Origin of the sequence: Pseudomonas sp. FP818 (assembly GCF_030687335.1) — a bacterium.
Classification (GTDB): domain Bacteria; phylum Pseudomonadota; class Gammaproteobacteria; order Pseudomonadales; family Pseudomonadaceae; genus Aquipseudomonas; species Aquipseudomonas shahriarae.
In genome coordinates this window covers 1,060,576-1,076,081 of the sequence record NZ_CP117427.1, presented here as the reverse complement: position 1 = coordinate 1,076,081, position 15,506 = coordinate 1,060,576, and the positions used below count along the sequence as shown (strand labels likewise).

Annotated in this window: 14 protein-coding genes and 2 pseudogenes; 3 read left to right on the top strand and 13 right to left on the bottom strand. The window is 61.8% G+C overall.

The annotated features are described in order from the left end of the window. Position 1: 1 nt before the first annotated feature. Positions 2-940, bottom strand: coding sequence for a ubiquinol oxidase subunit II (gene cyoA / locus PSH80_RS04755; RefSeq protein ID WP_029300208.1), 939 nt, complete (start codon positions 938-940; stop codon positions 2-4). Positions 941-967: 27 nt separating this feature from the next. Between cyoA and PSH80_RS27275 the strand changes: the two are divergent. Next, positions 968-1,182 (top strand): annotated as a pseudogene (locus tag PSH80_RS27275) (hypothetical protein). A 77-nt stretch (positions 1,183-1,259) separates the two neighbouring features. Here PSH80_RS27275 and PSH80_RS04750 read toward each other — a convergent pair. The 3 genes from PSH80_RS04750 to hmpA form a co-directional block, all read right to left on the bottom strand. After that, positions 1,260-1,580 carry a hypothetical protein gene (locus tag PSH80_RS04750; protein ID WP_128593286.1) on the bottom strand — a complete coding sequence of 107 codons (321 nt, stop codon included), beginning with the start codon at positions 1,578-1,580 and terminating at the stop codon, positions 1,260-1,262. A gap of 155 nt (positions 1,581-1,735) precedes the next feature. Further along, positions 1,736-2,242, bottom strand: a complete 507-nt coding sequence (locus PSH80_RS04745) for a disulfide bond formation protein B (protein ID WP_057958354.1) — start codon at positions 2,240-2,242, stop codon at positions 1,736-1,738. 240 nt (positions 2,243-2,482) lie between these two features. Continuing rightward, positions 2,483-3,664, bottom strand: coding sequence for an NO-inducible flavohemoprotein (gene hmpA, locus PSH80_RS04740; protein ID WP_115127459.1), 1,182 nt, complete (start codon positions 3,662-3,664; stop codon positions 2,483-2,485). Positions 3,665-3,820: 156 nt separating this feature from the next. On the opposite strand from hmpA, the gene norR reads away from it, so the two are divergent. Further along, positions 3,821-5,362 (top strand): nitric oxide reductase transcriptional regulator NorR, encoded by a 1,542-nt coding sequence (gene norR, locus PSH80_RS04735; protein ID WP_057958352.1) that lies wholly within the window; start codon positions 3,821-3,823, stop codon positions 5,360-5,362. Positions 5,363-5,419: 57 nt separating this feature from the next. Here the strand turns inward: norR and PSH80_RS04730 are convergent, their stop codons facing one another. Then, positions 5,420-6,331 carry a DMT family transporter gene (locus tag PSH80_RS04730; protein ID WP_057437865.1) on the bottom strand — a complete coding sequence of 304 codons (912 nt, stop codon included), beginning with the start codon at positions 6,329-6,331 and terminating at the stop codon, positions 5,420-5,422. Positions 6,332-6,467: 136 nt separating this feature from the next. Between PSH80_RS04730 and PSH80_RS04725 the strand changes: the two genes are divergently transcribed. Then, the gene (locus tag PSH80_RS04725) at positions 6,468-7,343 is read left to right on the top strand and encodes a helix-turn-helix domain-containing protein (protein ID WP_120731702.1); all 876 of its coding nucleotides are present in this window, start codon (positions 6,468-6,470) and stop codon (positions 7,341-7,343) included. Between the two features lie 31 nt (positions 7,344-7,374). On the opposite strand, the pseudogene dacB reads toward PSH80_RS04725, so the two are convergent. The 8 genes and pseudogenes from dacB to PSH80_RS04685 form a co-directional block, all read right to left on the bottom strand. After that, positions 7,375-8,830, bottom strand: a pseudogene (gene dacB, locus PSH80_RS04720) (D-alanyl-D-alanine carboxypeptidase/D-alanyl-D-alanine-endopeptidase). Positions 8,831-8,899: 69 nt separating this feature from the next. Then, positions 8,900-11,323: a TonB-dependent receptor gene (locus PSH80_RS04715; RefSeq protein WP_305419390.1), complete on the bottom strand. Its 2,424-nt coding sequence runs from the start codon at positions 11,321-11,323 to the stop codon at positions 8,900-8,902. Between the two features lie 110 nt (positions 11,324-11,433). After that, positions 11,434-11,583, bottom strand: a complete 150-nt coding sequence (gene ykgO / locus PSH80_RS04710; protein WP_020297337.1) for a type B 50S ribosomal protein L36 — start codon at positions 11,581-11,583, stop codon at positions 11,434-11,436. A gap of 102 nt (positions 11,584-11,685) precedes the next feature. Beyond that, positions 11,686-12,663 carry a FecR family protein gene (locus tag PSH80_RS04705; protein ID WP_198830815.1) on the bottom strand — a complete coding sequence of 326 codons (978 nt, stop codon included), beginning with the start codon at positions 12,661-12,663 and terminating at the stop codon, positions 11,686-11,688. Then, positions 12,660-13,238 (bottom strand): RNA polymerase sigma factor, encoded by a 579-nt coding sequence (locus PSH80_RS04700; protein WP_289139076.1) that lies wholly within the window; start codon positions 13,236-13,238, stop codon positions 12,660-12,662. Before PSH80_RS04700 ends, PSH80_RS04705 begins: the two co-directional genes overlap by 4 nt. A gap of 7 nt (positions 13,239-13,245) precedes the next feature. Continuing rightward, entirely contained in the window at positions 13,246-13,572 is a 327-nt protein-coding gene (locus tag PSH80_RS04695; protein ID WP_169960563.1) for a DUF3325 domain-containing protein, read from the bottom strand. Continuing rightward, a complete protein-coding gene (locus tag PSH80_RS04690) occupies positions 13,572-15,146 on the bottom strand; it encodes a PepSY domain-containing protein (protein ID WP_305419381.1) in 1,575 nt (524 codons plus the stop codon). Before PSH80_RS04690 ends, PSH80_RS04695 begins: the two co-directional genes overlap by 1 nt. Further along, positions 15,143-15,445, bottom strand: coding sequence for a DUF3649 domain-containing protein (locus PSH80_RS04685; protein ID WP_057958346.1), 303 nt, complete (start codon positions 15,443-15,445; stop codon positions 15,143-15,145). The genes PSH80_RS04690 and PSH80_RS04685 overlap by 4 nt, the downstream gene beginning before the upstream one ends. Between the last annotated feature and the right edge of the window lie 61 nt (positions 15,446-15,506).

Below are 15,506 nucleotides of genomic sequence, written 5' to 3'. Positions count from 1 at the left end.
TTTACTCCTCTGCCCCGGCAGCTGAATGCGAATTTGCGTCCGTCCCTTCCACAGCAGCCACTTCTTTCTTCTCGTGCTTGACCGGCTTGCCTGGTTTCATCCCTTCATACTTGTCGATGATTTTCTGAAACAGGTCCGGCGTGTACGAGGAGTACAGCTCTACAGGGTTGTTCTGGCTTGGCTTGGCAAGGGCTTCGTATTCAGCTTTTTCAAGCTGTTTTGGTGAGCTCTTGGCTTCTTGTACCCAGGCGTTGAAGTCTTCCTGGGTGGTGGCGATTGCTTTGAATTTCATGCCGGTAAAGCCCGCGCCACTGTAGTTGGCGGAGATACCGTCGAGCTCGGCGTTCTGGTTGGCAATCAGGTGCAGCTTGGTCTGCATGCCCGCCATCGCGTAGATCTGGCCACCCAGGCCCGGGATGAAGAACGAGTTCATCACCGCATCCGAGGTCACTTTGAAGTTGATCGGGGTGTTGGCCGGGAACACGATCTTGTTGACGGTGGCGATCCCTTGCTCGGGATAGATGAACAGCCACTTCCAGTCCAGCGCGACCACTTCGATAGTGATTGGCGGCACGTCGGATTCCAGCGGACGGTAAGGGTCCAGCTCGTGGGTCGACTTATAGGTGATGTAACCCAGGGCGATAATGATCAGTACAGGTACCAGCCACACCGCGATTTCAATCTTGGTGGAGTGCGACCACTTCGGCGCGTAGGTCGCCTTGGTGTTGGACGCGCGGTATTTCCAGGCGAACGCGAAGGTCATCACGATCACCGGCACCACGACCAACAGCATCAGCAAGGTGGCCGTGATGATCAGGTTACGTTGCTCTACGCCGACCTGACCCACAGGGTCGAGCAGCGTCCAGTTGCAGCCTCCCAGCAATAACATGCCGAAAAGCGGCACTATGCCTAGTAATCGGGTGTACCTGTTTTTACTCATCTCACGACCTCTAAAGCAGCTTGCGCAATGCAGTTGGGTTTTGATCGCCAACACTTCACCCTGCCAAGGGTTGGCATTTCTCTTCGATTGAATAAGGGCCTGCCCGGCGCTTCATGCGCTGATCGACACGTCCAGGTCTGGCGGTGAATTCTTATTCGATTTCGTTGGTCAAAGGCCTTGTTACAGACCAATTCCATTTGGTGCGGATAGTTGAAAGGCTGCCGGCACCTGGGGTCGCATGAAGCATTGTTTCCGCCTCTCGACCGCCCTATTTGCTCAGGGTTGAGCAGCACCGGACACTCAGTGCGGGCGATTGTAGTTAGCTGGCGATGTATAAACCATGACCTATAAAGAAATAATTTTTATCGTTTCCAGCAATAATCCTGCGCCATTGTTGCAAAGGTTCGGGATCGTATCGCGTTTGATTCTCAACAAAAACCCCAAAAAAAGCCGTGTTATTGCCCATTCTGTCGCACCCAGAGACCTCTTCCAGGGTCGCCAAACCCCAGGCAAGCCCGCTAAAAACAAGGCATTCGCCCATCATCGGATGTTCTGTAGAGCACGCCGCGCGCGGGGTCGGCCAGGGTGGAAAGTGACAGGCAAAAGCGCCCAACCCATGGTCGATTAAGCGCTGTGCCATGGGGTATGAAATGTCCTGCGGCGCCCTCAGTGTGACAACGTGTCGCACGTTGCGCGCAGCCAATCTTGTCCAGCGTCATGACCCCTTCACAAAATGCCCACACACAAAAACGCCCCTGCCTGCATCAGCAGGACAGGGGCGCTTTGTAGGACGATTTAAGCGTTGTGCTTGCGATTACGGTAAATGCCCAGGGGCACCAGGATCACCGTCAACACAAACGCCACCAGCGCCCACTGGGCCAGGGACAAGCCCAGGACCGGCGGGTACGGGGTACTGCAGAAACCATCGACCTGGAAGCCCAGGGGGAAGATCTTCGCCAGGGGCAGGTCATCGACAATCGGCTGCAGCACATCGACGCCACAACTGATGGTCGGATAGAACTGGGTATACACATGGTGCCCGGCGGCAGCGACACCACCGAGGGCGCTGAGCACGACCAGCACTTCAAAGACCGTGACACTGCGCTGGGTGCGCATGGCCGCGCCAATAAAGGCAAAGAGCGCAATCAGCAACAAGGCATAGCGTTGCAAGATGCACAAAGGGCATGGCGCTTCGCCCAGCACTATCTGCATATAAAGCGCGCCACCGATCAGCGCCAGGCAGATGATGCCCAGCAACACCAGGAAGCGCCGCTCACGGCCCAACCGCATTTCGTCAATCATCCCCGTTTCCCTTTGCCTAATGATGGGTGTGCCAATGGCCGCAAGTTTACACACAGGTGGTGAAAATTTAGCAGTAGGCGTCGCAATCTTAGGCGCAGGCGGGTTAACGACACATTAATGTGGTGGTCTTTCGGGCCTCTTCGCGAGCAAGCCCGCTCCCACATTTGAATGTATTCACAGATCAAATGTGGGAGCGGGCTTGCTCGCGAAGAGGCCAATACGGTGTTGAAGAGCGGCCGCTTATTCCAGCGCCGCCGCCGGCCCGAAGAACTCATACCGGCTCTGCTTCTCAGGTACACCGAGCGCCTTGAGGTGACGCTTGATCGCGCTCATAAAACCCTTCGGCCCCAGGAAGTAGGCATCCACATCACGCTCTTCGGGCAACCACGCCGCCAGTTGCTCCTGGGTCAGCAAACCGAGCTTGTCCGCCGCCGGGCTGATGCCGTCGTCTTCGGCATAGCAGTAAAAGCGCTGCAGTTGCGGATGGCGCGCAGCCAGGGCATCGACCCAATCGCGGAACGCATGCACGCCGCCATTGCGTGCGCAGTGGATAAAATGCACCGGGCGCTCGGTGGCCAGGGCCGCTTCCAGCATCGGCAAGGTCGGGGTGATGCCCACCCCGCCGCTGATCAGCACCAGGGGTTTGTCGCTGGGCACCAGGGTGAACTCCCCCGATGGCGGGAACAGGTCGATGGTCGCGCCCACGTGCATCTGGTCATGCAGGTAATTGGACACGCGCCCGCCCGCTTCACGCTTGACGCTGATGCGGTACAGGCCCGCATCGGTGCGCGCCGACAATGAATAGTTGCGGCGCACTTCTTCGCCATCGAGGATCAGCTTCAGGCCGATGTACTGGCCGGGCTCGGCGGCGAGGATCGGGCCATTGTCCACCGGGGCAAAGTACAGGGAGACGATTTCACTGCTCTCCTCCACACGCTTGACCAGCAGAAACGCACGCGCCCCGCGCCAGCCGCCAACGGCCTGGGCTTTTTCGTCGTAGATGGCGCTTTCTGCGCCGATCAGAATGTCGGCCAACTGACCATAAGCCGCGCCCCACGCGCTCATCACTTCTGGGGTGGCGATTTCGTCACCCAGCACCTCGGAAATCGCCCGCAGCAGGCAGTTGCCGACAATCGGGTAGTGCTCCGGGAGGATTTGCAGGGCCACGTGCTTGTTGATGATCTTGGCCACCAGGTCGCCCAACTGATCCAGTTGGTCGATATGCCGGGCGTACATCAGCACGCCATTGGCCAGGGCGCGGGGCTGGTCGCCGCTGGCCTGGTGGGCCTGATTGAACAGCGGGCGCACTTCGGGGTACTCGGAGAGCATCATGCGGTAGAAGTGGGTGATCAGGGCTTCGCCACCGCTTTCGAGCAGCGGCACAGTGGACTTGATGATGGCACGGTCTTGAACGCTAAGCATGGGGAGACTCCTGAGCCTTTAAGGCTTCTGAATGATTACCCTGTAGCAATCAGTATTCATGCCAACTAACAAACCATTATTTATCAACAACTTAAATTAAACATAGTCAATATGACTTCCTACACCTTATAGTCATTAGGACTACAAGGAGTCATTATGACTGCACATTCCCTGCTCACCACCCTGCTGCCACTGGTGGCTGACCTGTCCCGTGAACTGCCGGAAGGCGAGCGTTACCGACGCCTGCTGCAAGCCATGCGCACCCTGCTGCCCTGCGATGCCGCCGCGCTGTTGCGCCTGGACGGCGAATGGCTGGTACCCCTGGCCGTGGACGGCCTGAGCCCGGATACCCTGGGCCGGCGCTTCAAGATCAGCGAACACCCGCGCTTTGCCGTGCTGCTGAGCAGCCCCGGCCCGACCCGCTTTGACAGTGACAGCGAACTGCCCGACCCCTACGACGGCCTGGTCGATGGCTTGCACGGGCATCTGGAGGTCCACGACTGCATGGGCTGCCCGCTGTTTGTCGACGACCATCCCTGGGGCCTGCTGACCCTGGATGCCCTGGACACCGAGCGGTTTGACCGGGTCGAACTGGACGCCTTGCAGGCCTTCGCCAGCCTCGCCGCCGCCACGGTCAATGTGGCCGAACGCATGGAGCACCTGGCCCTGCGCGCCGAAGACGAACACCAGCGTGCGGAAATCTATCGCCAGGCCAGCGGCCAGCAGCACAAGGAAATGATCGGCCAGAGCAAGACCCACAAGCGCCTGGTGGAAGAAATCAAACTGGTGGGCGGCAGCGACCTGACCGTGTTGATTACCGGTGAAACCGGGGTCGGCAAGGAGCTGGTGGCCCAGGCCATCCACGCTGCCTCGCCCCGCGCGGAGAAGCCGCTGATCAGCCTCAACTGCGCCGCCCTCCCGGAAACCCTGGTGGAAAGCGAGCTGTTCGGCCACGTGCGCGGCGCGTTTACCGGCGCGCTGAACGAGCGTCGGGGCAAGTTTGAATTGGCCAACGGTGGCACCCTGTTCCTCGACGAAGTGGGAGAGTTGTCACTGACGGTCCAGGCCAAGCTGTTACGCGTCCTGCAAAGCGGGCAGTTGCAGCGGCTGGGTTCGGATAAGGAGCATCAAGTGGACGTGCGCCTGATCGCCGCCACTAACCGCGACCTGGCCGCCGAGGTGCGCAACGGCCGCTACCGCGCCGACTTCTATCACCGCTTGAGCGTGTACCCCCTGCAAGTGCCGGCCCTGCGTGAACGCGGGCGCGACGTGTTGTTGCTGGCCGGATTTTTCCTTGAACAGAACCGTTCACGCATGGGCCTGGGCAGCCTGCGCCTGACCAGCGATGCCCAGGCGGCATTATTGGCTTATGGGTGGCCCGGGAATGTGCGCGAGCTGGAACACCTGATCGGCCGCAGCGCATTGAAGGCCCTGGGCAATTGTCGCGAGCGACCGAAGATCCTCAGCCTCAGTGCCAAGGACCTGGACTTGCCCAATGACTCTGCGCCCTTGATAGAAGAGCCTGGCGAAATCCCCGTGGTGACTGGCGATCTGCGCCAGGCCACCGAGCACTACCAAAGGCAAGTGATCAGCGCCTGCCTGGAGCGCCACCAGCACAACTGGGCCAGCGCCGCCCGCGAACTGGGCCTGGACCGCGCCAACCTGGGGCGCATGGCCAAGCGCCTGGGCCTGAAGTAACGCGGATCACACTGTGGGAGCTGGCCTGCCAGCTCCCACATTAGATCTTCTTGCACATTAGGTTTGCTTCGGTTGCAAAAGCGGGCTCACAGGCGCGACCGCCCTGGGCTTACGAAACACCAGCACATTCCCCAGCATCACCAATACCAACCCGGCCAGCGCCGGGGCGCTCCATTGGTAGCCCTCGAACAGCGCCGAGACGTTCAATGCCACCACCGGGAACAGCACCGTGCAATACGCCGCCCGCTCCGGGCCCATGCGGCCGACCAGGGTCAGGTACGCGGTAAAGCCAATCACCGAACCGGGGATCACCAGGTACAGCAGCGAGCCGATATAGCGGGTGTTCCACTCCATCTCAAACGGAATGCCCTGGACCACGCAGTACAGCGCCAGCATCGACGCGCCATAGGCCATGCCCCAGGCGTTGGTGGTCAACGGCCTGAGCCCGGCTTTCTGTTGCAGGCTCGACAGCATATTGCCTGCCGAGAAACACAGGGTGCCCAGCAGCGCCAGGCCCAGACCCAACAGTGTTTCGGGGCTGGCCGTGTGCCCGACCAGTTCCGGCCAGAACAGCAGCCCCAGCCCCAGCAACCCAAGGCCGCCGCCCAGCAGTACATTGCGCGCAACTTTCTGGCCGAAGAACACCCGCGCATTCAACGCATTCCACAGTGTCGCGGTGGAGAACACCACGGCCACCAGGCCACTGGGGATCCACTGGCTGGCCGTGAGGAAGCACATGAAGTTCACACAAAACAGGCACAAGCCCTGGGCCAGGCAGATCAGGTGACCCCGACGGTTCATCACCTGCAATTTGCGGCTGAGCAACAGCAGCCCAAACAGCACCAGTGCCGCCAGGCCGAAGCGATAGACGATCGAGACCGGAATTTCCACCACGCCCAATTGCCACTTGAGGGCAATCCAGGTGGTGCCCCAGATCAGCACGGTCAGTAAATACAGGGATAGGTTCATGGCGCACTCCGGTGGTTGAGCCACAGTTTCACCCCGCCTTGCTGCTGGGCACTTGCAGATTCTTGCGCTTTTGTCGGGCCGAGGGATCACAGCGCCAGCCGCCGGGAGTAGGATGCAAGGCGTCGGAGAGAACCCCATGTCTGCACTGGAAAACCTGCAAGTCTTCAAAGCCCTGAACAGCTCGCCCAACGCTCGCCTGGAGCTGTCTGCCGAGCTTGGGGACGGCTTGTCTGCAGCTTTGTGGAGCAACCACCACGACGCCCAGGATTACCAGGCGCCCAGCCATCACACCTTGTCTTGCTATGTGGCCGGCGGCACCGGCACTTTCCGGCGCAACCAGCCCGGCACCAAGGGCGGCCCCGACAAGCTGTGCATCCTGCCCGCCGAGCATCAGTCGGCCTGGGTGATCAATGGTGAAATCCGCCTGGCCCATGTGTACTTCAGCCCCGAGCAATTTGCCCTGGGTTGCGTCACCCTGCTGGACCGTGAACCCCGCGCCCTGCAACTGCGCGAAAGCACCTTTCTGGAAGACGAACCGCAAGCGCGACGTTTTCATCAACTGATCCGCCTCAATTGGCAGGAACCGGCAGAACGCTTGCTGACCAGCAGCCTGGCCTTTGAAATGCTCAACCATACCCTGCTCAGCCAGGTCGGCCTGCGTGAGGGGTTGCGACTCAAGGGCGGCCTGGCGGCGCACCAGCGCCGGCAGTTGGTGGAGTACATCGACCAGCAACTGGCCGAGCCGATCAGCCTTGGGCAACTGGCGGGGCTGTGCGCCTTGTCGGAATACCACTTCGCGCGGATGTTTCGCACAAGCTTTGGCCTGCCGCCCCATCAATATGTACTGGCCCGCCGCCTGTCCCGGGCCCAGGCCCTGTTGCGCAGCGGCTCACTGCCGCTGGGGGAAATTGCCCTGGCGTGTGGGTTTTCCAGCGCCAGCCACTTTACCAACCGGTTTCGCCAGGCAATGGGAGCGACACCGGGGGAATACCGGCAGGCGTTCCAGCCCTAGAGGCCTTACACAAAACCAATGCGTTCGGGTTTCAATCGAGGCTTTGTGCCAGGACCACGGCCAGTCGATCTTCCAGCGCCTTGATCCGGCTCCCCTGCACCACATAGTTGTTGGTCAGCATCGAAAACACCAACCGCCGCCCACCCGCATCGGTGATGTAGCCCGTCAACGAAGACACCCCACCCATCGACCCCGTCTTGGCCTGCAGGTTGTTTTGCGCCGCTGTCCCGCGCAGGCGGTAACGCAGGCTGCCGCCGTCCAGGCGGTCCGGGTTGCCGGCGATGGGCAGCGCGTCGTACCAGGCGTTGAACCACGGCTGCTTGCTAATGGCCAGCAACAGGTCGGTGAAGTTCTGCGCCGACACCAGATTACGTCGCGACAAACCCGAGCCATCCACCTGGCTTAATGTTGCCGGGTCCAGGCCCTGGCGCTTGATAAAGTCGGCCACCGCCGCAACCCCGGCCGCCGCCGTGCCGGCATTCGCCTGCTGGCGCCCCATGGCCTTGAGCAGCGCTTCGGCCATGCTGTTATTGGACAGTTTGAGCAAGGGCCTGATCAGCTCCTGCAACGGTGCCGACTGGTGTGTTTGCCAGGACAGTGGCGGTCGCCGGACTCACACCACCGATCACCCGCCGCCCCTGCACGCTGATCCCCTGCTCCGCCAAGGCCTGGGCAAACAGATTGGCCACCAGTTGCGTCGGCTCCCACACGCTGACCCATTGGCGGCTTTGCTTGCCCGGCGGTAACGCGCCGCTCAGGCGCAGCAGGTTGCTGCCATGCTGGCGATTGAGCCCATAGCTATTGCCTGGGCCGCTGACGGCCAGGTTGCTGAGCTGTACATAGTCGGTGGGCGGACTCAGGGTGACACTCACCAACTGGCCGACCGTTGTGGGCGCCTTGGCCGTGACGATCAAGGTGCCCGCATCAAAATCAGCATTGGGTGACACGGTCAGCGCGGAAATCTGCGCGCCGTAATACTTGTCTTCGTCGTCATGGGCCCAATCCACACCCAAGCGCTCGGCGTCGAACCAGCTGTCATCGAACACCATATCGCCCTGGACCTGCCGGATGCCCTGGGCGGCGAGGCTCGCCGCCAGCGCCTGGTAATCCGCCCACTGGATCGTCGGGTCACCCAGCCCCCGCAGGTACAGGTTGCCCAGCAGGCGCGTGCCCTGTTGGCTGCCATTGCTCAGCAACTGCGTAGAAAACCGATACTGCGGGCCCAGTACATCCATGGCCGCCGCAGTGGTCAGCAGTTTCAGGCTGGAGGCCGGCACCAGCCGCGTGCGTGGGTTGTGCTGGTACAGCGTGTTGCCGCTGCGAGCATCACGCACCATCAGCGAAACACTGGCACCCGCCAAGGCAGGATCAGCCAGCAATTGGTCCAGCGCCTGTTCGCCGGTTTTCGAAGGCGTGGCACAGCCACCCAATAACAGGCTCACGCCCACCAGCATGGCGCTGGTGTGTATCCATCGTCCCAACTGCATCAAACCGTCCCGGCAATCATCAAAGAGCGCAACGCTAGCAGCTCAGGCCGCCAGCGTCATCGCCGACGGTCAGAACTCCAGGGTGCTGGACAACGACACCTGGCGCGCATCGCCCATGGACACAAACAAGCGGCTGACGGCCGAGGTGTAGTAGGTACGGTCAAACAGGTTCTTCACATTGAGCTGGAACTTGACCTTCTGCCCGTCAACCTTGGTGTCATAGGTGGCAAACGCATCGGCCACGGTGTAGCCCGGCAGGTCGAAGCTGTTGAGGGCATCGCCAGCCCGCTCGCCCACGTAACGCGCACCGGCACCGACACGCAGTTGATCGCCGCCGACGATGGTGCCGAAGTCATATACGGCTGAAACAGAGCCGGAATTTTTCGCCACGTTCTGCAGGCCCTTGCCTTTGAAGGTCGGGTGTTCGGTGACCTCGGCATCGGTGTAGGCATAGCTGCCGATCAGGCTCCACTGGTCGGTCAACTGCCCACTCAGGTCCATTTCCAGGCCACGGGAGCGCACCTTGCCGGCGACGCTGTAGATCGAGGTCGCGCCCTCGGTGATCGACACCAGCACGTTGCGTTTTTGGATATCAAACAAGGCCACGTTAGCGGTAATACGCCCCGGCATATCGAGCTTGGCCCCCAGCTCCCAGGATTTGGACTGTTCCGGGGCGATGCTGCCGTCGATCACCATTTTGTTGTCCAGCGGCGCAATGGTGGAGTTGGGTTTGAACGATTCGGTGTAGCTGCCATAGAACGACAGCTCATCGGTGTAGCGATACACCAGGCCGGCACGAGGTACCCACTTCTGGCCGTTGCTGTTGGTGTTGGCCGTGAACGGGCGGCCCTTGCCGGCGTATTGGTCGTATGCTTGGAAGCGCGCACCGCCGACCAGGATCCACTGGTCGGTGAGGTGAATGGCGTCCTGGAAAAACACCGAATCGCTGCGCAGCAGGTCGGTCTGGTTGCTGTCCGGCGCGCTGACGTTGGTGCCCGCCACTTCGCGGCCGTACACCGGGTCGTTGTAGTTGAACACGCTGCGGCTGGCCTGGCGGATCAGGTCGGCGCGGTAGATTTTGCGGTACTCGTCATCCAGGCCGAATACCAGGTCATGGCGCATGCCGGCCACGTCCACCTTGCCTTCAAGGCTCACAGTGGTGAAGCGGTCGGTGGTCAGCGCGCCTTGGGTGCCGTCCATGTTGCGCGTCAAGGTGCCATTGGCATTGACCTTAGTCACGCGCACCTGGCTGGCGTCGTAGGTTTCGCGGTTCCAGCTGTAGCCGAAGTGGGCCGTCCAGTCGTCGTTCAGGTCGTGGTCGACTTGGACGCGATACAGGTCCGAGCGGCCTTCCATATTGTTGAAGGGCTCATCCAGGCGGCGCGTGGCAGGGATGTTAAGCGGGTGATTGGTCTTGGGGTCGATGGCCGTGCCACGGTCGAACGGCGAGAGAAATTCGCGGTGCTCGTAGGCCAGCAGCACCTGGGTGGTGTCGCCGTACCAGGCTAGGGACGGCGCGATCAGGCTTTCGCGATAGGTGCCGAAGTTGCGCCAGTAGTCCTCATCCTGATGGTCGACGATCAAGCGGTAAGCCAGGCCGCTGTCGCCCAACGGGCCGGTGGTGTCGAGGTTGCCGCCGCTGCCGTTCTTGCCGCTGCCATAGGTCGAGCCACGCACGGTCAAGGCGGTGGATTGGGTCAGTTCGGGTTTCTTGCTGACAATGTTGATCACCCCGCCCGGGTCCTGGATGCCATATAGCAACGATGCCGGGCCTTTGAGCACTTCGACGCGCTCGGCGGTTTCGTTCAGCGACCGGCCTTGCACCACGGGCATGCCGTCGCGCATGACCGAGCCATTGCGGTTGTCGCCAAAGCCACGCAGCATCACCGCATCCTGGGTGCTGCCCAAGGTGTTGGTCTGGGTGATGCCGCTGATGTTGGCCAAGGCATCGTCGAGGTTGCGCGGCACCTGGTCGCGCATCACCTGGGCCGGCACCATGTTCACGGTTTGCGGGGTTTCCAGCAGCAAGCCCTGGGAGCGCATCACCGAGCTGGTGGGCGGTGGCTGGTAGCTGGTGGTTTGCTGCTGGTTGACGCCACTGATGGTGGTGGCGCCGAGGTTGACCGCACCTTCGCTAGGCAGCGGTTCCAGGGCCAGGGTGCGGGCGTCGATCTGGCGGAAGGTCAAGCCGGAGTTGCCCAGCAGGCGCTGCAGAGCCTGGGCGGCACTCATCTGCCCACTGACGGCCGGGGCGTTGAGGGTGTAGGGGGCTTCGTCGGTGTAGACCACGCTGATGCCGGTCACCCGGCTGAAATCGCTCAGGGCCTGGGGCAACGGCTTGGCCGGCAGCGCAAAGCTGAAGACTGCGCTCTGCTCCTGCGCCGCTTGCGCCAGGCTCAGGGGTTGTAATGCCAGGCCTGAAGCGGCCAGAAGGGAGGCTCCCAGCCACTGTTTAACCGAACCGCCTACCGCCGCTTTTGCCCTGGACTTCATGCTTGAGAACCCGTGTAGAAAACGCTGTTAATGCGAATTGATCGCAGTTTCAAGCACTACACGGATGGCGTGGGGTTTTACCTCAGGTGAAATTGAAAATAATTTCAACATCAGCCTTTATTCTTGTTTTTCGCCCCGCCCTGCCGGGCCTTGAAGCGTGGGTTGGATTTGCAGATCACATAGATCCGCCCCCGGCGCTTGACGATCTGGCAGTCGCGATGACGGTTCTTGGCTTCTTTGAGGGAGGACAGGACTTTCATAGGGTGGCTCCTTTGCATGAATGTAATAACATATCATAAATGCAAATAAGAATAATTATCAACTTTCTCTTCAGGCGCTCACTATTGCTGTGGGGCTGGTTTTTAGCGGACCACGATCAACCGCCCCAACACACTGTGCTGCTCAAAGCCCAGCACCGCTTGCAATGCCTTGAGCACCGCCTCGGGGTCTTTGCTCGGAAAGCTGCCGCTGACCCGGCGGGCGCCGAGTTCGTCATTGAGCAGCAGGATGCGGCCGGGGTAGTAACGGCCCAGGTCCTTGACCACATCGGCCAGCGGGGTCTTGTAGTAGTTGAGCCAGCCATCACGCCAGCCCAGGCGCGATTCACTGTCCACCGCATGCCGCTCATCAGCCACACCCTCGGCGTAGGCCACTTGCTGGCCGGCCGTCAGTATTTGCTGAGGACCCTGGGCCGACGGCGTAACCCCTACCCGCCCCGACAGCACCGTCACCTGGGCACCCGCTGGTTGCAGGCGCACTTCAAATTGGGTGCCCAGCACCCGCACTTCGCCGCTGTCGGCGTGCACCACAAAGGCTTGCCCGGTGTGGGCCACGCTGAAAAAACCGGCACCGCGGCGCAATTGGATATGCCGCTCACCGTGACTGAAATCCACGGCAATCGCGCTGTCGGCATCCAGGGTGACTTGGCTTTGATCAGCCAGGGTCACGGTTTTGACTTCACCCGGCGCACTGACGTAATCGGCGCCCAGGTCATCGACCCAGCGCTGCGGCTGCCACCCCGCGCCCAGCGACACCATCAGCACCAGGCACGCCGCCACTGCCAGCGCTGCAGACCAGCGGCGCATGCGGGAGCCTTTCGCACCGTCCATGGCCTTGAGGTAACGCTGCAAGGCCAACGCGTCTTCGTCAGCCAGAGTGCTCGCCGGGACTTCGCTCAGTTCCCACAGCACCTGGGCCTGGGCATACGCCTCGACATGGGCCGGGTCGGCGCGCAACCAGTGGCTGAAGGTAGCCTGGTCGCCACTGCTCGGCGCATCGTGCAGCAGGCTGAGCCAGGCCAGGGCGGCCTGTTCCTGGGCGGGTGTCGGGGTGACGTTCACGGTGCTTTCCCTGGCGAGCGTGGCGGATGGGCTTGCCGAAGGCTGGCTTTGCAGGCCTCGAGGGCGCGCATCATATGTTTTTCCACGGCACTTTGGGACAGGCCCATGGCCTTGGCGATTTCTGCGTATTTGCGCCCGTGGATGCGGTTGAGCAAAAAGATCTGCCGCGTACGCTCCGGCAAGCTGCGCAGCGCCGCTTCGACATGGCGCAGATCGTTGCCCGCTTCCAGCGCGGCCTGGGGCTCGGAGCTGTGATGGTCGTGCTGCTCCGGCATCCAGCCTTCAGTGCCGCGCACCCGCGCGTTTTCGCTGCGCAGGTGGTCGATGGCGATATTGCCGGCGCAGCGCAGCAGGTAGGTGCTGAGTTCTTCGACCTGCACCAGGGGCCGGCGCCAGAAACGCAGAAACAGGTCCTGTACCAGGTCCGCTGCCGTCGCCCGGCAGCCTACGCGGCGGCTGACCAACGCCTCCATCTGTGAACGCTGGGACAAAAATACCTGCAGGAAATGTGCGCGCCCGCCCGACGCTTCTGCGTGGGGCTGATCCTGGGGCTCGGGCGGCGTGGTGATCATCAAAAGGGGCTCAGAGGGTCGCGAAAGCCGCAACGGGGCTGACCAGCAGGCCGACGCCCGCGAGAACCAGGGCCAGCCTGGGTCGATACGGCAACAGCAGCACCAGCAACAGCCCACTGAGCATCAGCACCGCGCACCAGTCCACCAGGCCCCGGCTCCAGCCGGCCATGTGTACCGCCGGCCAGATCGACAGCCCCAGCAACAACCAACCGCCCACGCGCAACCCCAGGCGCCGTCGTGGCGAAGGTTTGCTGTGCAGCAACTCGCCATGGTGACGGTCCTGGGACAGGCACAGTGCAACAAAGCCCGCATAGCACAGCAACAAGGCCAGCAACATCAGTGCACCTCGCTTTTGAGGGTCAGTGGGCGGGCGCGCTCGGCCCGGGGCTGGGCGGCGCTGCGGTGCTGCATTTTCCAGGCAGCCCAGGCCAGGAACAGGCCGCTGCCCAGGCAGGTCAGGTCAAAGCCGGCCATGGCCCAATCGCCCTTGGCCACTGACACGCCCAGGTGCTCGGAGGTTGTCAGCGCATTGAGCAGCGGCACCGCCATAAACAGCACGGCGCCCAGGCCCAATTGCTCGATCCAGGCACGGCGGCCACGGCGCAACATGGCATGGAGCAGGGTCAGGCCCCAGGCGATAAAGAAACTCTGCACCTCCCAGTGCGAGCGTTCGGCGAAGCTCACAGGCAGCAGGCGATTGGCCCAGAAAAACGCGGCAATGGCGATGACCAGCCCGGACATGCTGGCAATGTTCAGCACTTCCACCAGGCGCAACTCAAACGGCATCACCCCGGTCTTTACATGCTTGAGCTGACGCTTGCCCAGCCAGATCACCAGGCCGGTGCCAATCATCGCCGTGCCCGCCAGGCCGCAGATAAAGTACAACCAGCGCAGCAGCGGGCCGGCGAAGTGCCCCATGTGCAGGCCGTAGAAACTGCCACCGATTGCCATCGGCAGCGACTGCTCGGCACTGACCCGCAGCAGTTCGCCGGTGGAGCCATTAAAGGACACGGTGCTGCCGAAATCATGCACCACCCGGTCAGAACCGGCGCGGGAGACATTGACTGCGGCATTCACATCGCCGGGGTTGTTCACCGCCAGCCGCCCCACGTGCCCACCGTCCCACTGCGCCCGTGCCTGTTCTACCAGCGGCGCCAAGGGCAGCAGCTTGCCCGGCTGGCCGAGGGCCGGTGCGTTGTTGGTGGCCGGGAACAGTTCATTGAAGAAGGCGCGGGTATCGCCGTCATAGGACGCAAGGATGCTGGCGGGCATGACCATGGTCATGAAGATCACCAGGCTGCTGTAGGTGATCATCAGGTGGAACGGCAGCACCAGCACGCCCACCGCGTTGTGCCCATCGAGCCAGGAGCGCTGGCCCTTGCGCGGGCGGAAGGTGAAGAAGTCCTTGAAGATTTTCTTGTGGGTGATGATCCCGGTGATCAGCGCGACGAACATCACCATCGCCGCAATGGTCGACAACCAGCGACCCCACGGGTGAGGCATCTGCAACTGGAAGTGGAACCGGTAGAAGAACTCGCCGCCCATGGTTTCCCGGGCCTGGAGTTGCTCGCCGGAGACCGGGTCGAGCATTTTCTCAATGAAATTGCCGCGCCGGCCAGGGTCGACCTTGTCTTGCCACATCACCGACAAACCGGGGTCGCGGCTGTTGGGCAGGCCGATAAACCAACGCGCCGCCGTGGGGGCGTGCTGTTCCAGATAGCTTTGCGCCACGGCCACACTGCGCGCATCGTCCACCGCATGGGCGGGCACTTCCGGCTGCATCCAGTGGGTGATTTCGCCCTTGAAGTAAGCCAGGGTGCCGGTGAGGAAAATCGCGAACAGCAACCAGCCGAAAATCAACCCGGCCCAGGTGTGCAACCAGGCCATGGCCTGACGGAAACCCTCTTTCATGGGCGCGCCATCCAATAGGCCAGGCCTGCCAGGGTGGCCAGTATCGCGCAGGGCACCAGCACGCCAAACCAGGCGCGGGCGGCACTGCGGCAGGCAAAACACCAGATCACTGCCAGCAGGTAGAACACAAAGGAACTGAGCATGCCGCTGACCACCGCATCGGCGCGGGAGATTGGCAGCCACAAGGTCAGGCACACGCTGGCCAGGGACGCCAGCACATAGCCACCGACCACAGCCGCCAGCAGCCGCGACGTCACGCCGAGACGATAGGAAACAGGAAGTGATGCTTTGCTTTTCATGCCAGTGGCACCTGGTTTATCAGGGGCGGGAGTTTAATGATAATTATTCTTATAAGCAAAA

Excerpts from the sequence above, each read along its gene's own strand:
- norR (WP_057958352.1), top strand. The coding sequence starts at position 3,821 with ATGACTGCACATTCCCTGCTCACCACCCTGCTGCCACTGGTGGCTGAC.
- PSH80_RS04730 (WP_057437865.1), bottom strand. The coding sequence starts at position 6,331 with ATGAACCTATCCCTGTATTTACTGACCGTGCTGATCTGGGGCACCACC.
- hmpA (WP_115127459.1), bottom strand. The coding sequence starts at position 3,664 with ATGCTTAGCGTTCAAGACCGTGCCATCATCAAGTCCACTGTGCCGCTG.
- PSH80_RS04695 (WP_169960563.1), bottom strand. The coding sequence starts at position 13,572 with ATGTTGCTGGCCTTGTTGCTGTGCTATGCGGGCTTTGTTGCACTGTGC.
- PSH80_RS04725 (WP_120731702.1), top strand. The coding sequence starts at position 6,468 with ATGTCTGCACTGGAAAACCTGCAAGTCTTCAAAGCCCTGAACAGCTCG.
- PSH80_RS04715 (WP_305419390.1), bottom strand. The coding sequence starts at position 11,323 with ATGAAGTCCAGGGCAAAAGCGGCGGTAGGCGGTTCGGTTAAACAGTGG.
- cyoA (WP_029300208.1), bottom strand. The coding sequence starts at position 940 with ATGAGTAAAAACAGGTACACCCGATTACTAGGCATAGTGCCGCTTTTC.
- PSH80_RS04750 (WP_128593286.1), bottom strand. The coding sequence starts at position 1,580 with ATGGCACAGCGCTTAATCGACCATGGGTTGGGCGCTTTTGCCTGTCAC.
- ykgO (WP_020297337.1), bottom strand. The coding sequence starts at position 11,583 with ATGAAAGTCCTGTCCTCCCTCAAAGAAGCCAAGAACCGTCATCGCGAC.
- PSH80_RS04690 (WP_305419381.1), bottom strand. The coding sequence starts at position 15,146 with ATGAAAGAGGGTTTCCGTCAGGCCATGGCCTGGTTGCACACCTGGGCC.
- PSH80_RS04685 (WP_057958346.1), bottom strand. The coding sequence starts at position 15,445 with ATGAAAAGCAAAGCATCACTTCCTGTTTCCTATCGTCTCGGCGTGACG.
- PSH80_RS04745 (WP_057958354.1), bottom strand. The coding sequence starts at position 2,242 with ATGATTGACGAAATGCGGTTGGGCCGTGAGCGGCGCTTCCTGGTGTTG.